We start from the raw sequence: 1,608 nt of genomic DNA on the forward strand, positions 1-1,608 counted from the left end.
TTTAGTTGCTGAATATAATAAATTCTCCCCATCTAATGTAAAACTTGGAGTCATAGCAACTAAATCCTTATCCATAAATTTAATTGTTTTATATGTTTTATCTTCATCTATAGTTAATAAAACAATTTCCTTGTTTAAAATCATTTCCCTATAACCGCCTTCTATTAATCCAATTAAATTATTATTCTTTGGATTTATAGATAAATGATTTTTATAAGCTAATGTTGTTATGTCTGTAAATTCTATATGTTCCTTTTTCTCCACATCATATATTCCAATACCTATGCCATCAGTGCTTAATGAGCCTGAGGCAGGTTTTTCCATTATATAAATGTATTTCCCATTCTCTGTTATATCCCATATAATAGGATTATATCCTATCATTTCATCTGTCGTTTCTCTGGATTTTATTATAGTATTTATGGGAAACACCTTGTTTTTTAAATCATAGTTTTTTAAATTTATCTCCACTACACCGTCATTAGCAGCATAATCTGTTCCTTCTGATGTCCATTTACTCATTTTTATACCATAAATAGTGTCTTTATTTGCTGCTCTAAGGTTATCATAATAAAATTCGTCTAAATGTTCTTTTCTTATTTTTGTAGATACATTATATATTGTAAACCCAGGATTGTCTGTAGAATATACTATAGTATCATCATCTAGCCAGTCATAGGAAATATAATAATGTTCCATATTATCTGCTATTTTTTCATATTCTTTATTTTTAATATCATATATATAAAATCCTTTTCCTTTAGTATAGGCTATATATGTTCCTCCTCTAGAAGTAAGCGGATAAATAAATTCTTTCCCTTTATGGATTTTAATCTCTTCTCCGCCATTTAAATAAGAATAATAAAGTCCATCTTCTTTGATATATACTACAAAAGGGTTATTTTCTTCTATAGTTTTATTGGGTAAAATACTGCAAGCTACGGTAATCCCTGATATAAGCATTAGAACTGATATAAACAAAGAAACTATATGTTTTTTTCTAGATATTTTAAAAGAAAATATCATATTTTCCAGTCTAGACTTTAATTGATTCCCATTACTTCCCATAGCTGTTGTAAAAGAATTTTTCTTTGTCATGGAATTGCCTATTAAATTCAAGATAGTTTCTCCATAATATTTTCTGTCACTAATATCCATTTTTTCTACTACTTTTTCATCTATGGAGTATTCAATATATTTATCCATTTCTTTTAGCAATATATATATTATTGGATTGAACCAATGTATTGCATTTATAATAAGTCCAAAGAATTTTGCTGTAATATCTTTTCGTTTATAATGGTTTAATTCATGTAAGAATATCATTTTTGATCTTTTATAATCTTCATTACTATTTGGAATTAATACTATAGGATGAAATACTCCTATTAGCATTGGGGATCCAATAGTATCACAAATTCTTAAGTGTATTCTACTATTTATATTTAATTCATCTTTACATAGATTAAATAATTCTAAAATATCTTTATCTTCAACTTCTATACTTTTTTTAAGAATTGCAGATTTAAATCTAATATAGGGTATGATTTTTGATAGAAATAAAATAATCATACACCCTAACCATATATATTTAATTATATTTATATA

The 1,608-nt window shown here is 25.7% G+C and carries 1 protein-coding gene; it reads right to left on the reverse strand.

The window, feature by feature from the left end:
• The coding region (locus tag RT714_RS15885) for a M56 family metallopeptidase (RefSeq protein WP_313758992.1) at positions 1 to 1,605 on the reverse strand (1,605 nt) is incomplete at its 3' end.
• Between the last annotated feature and the right edge of the window lie 3 nt (positions 1,606 to 1,608).

The sequence above is a fragment of the Tissierella sp. genome (assembly GCF_032104385.1).
GTDB lineage: Bacteria > Bacillota > Clostridia > Tissierellales > Tissierellaceae > Tissierella.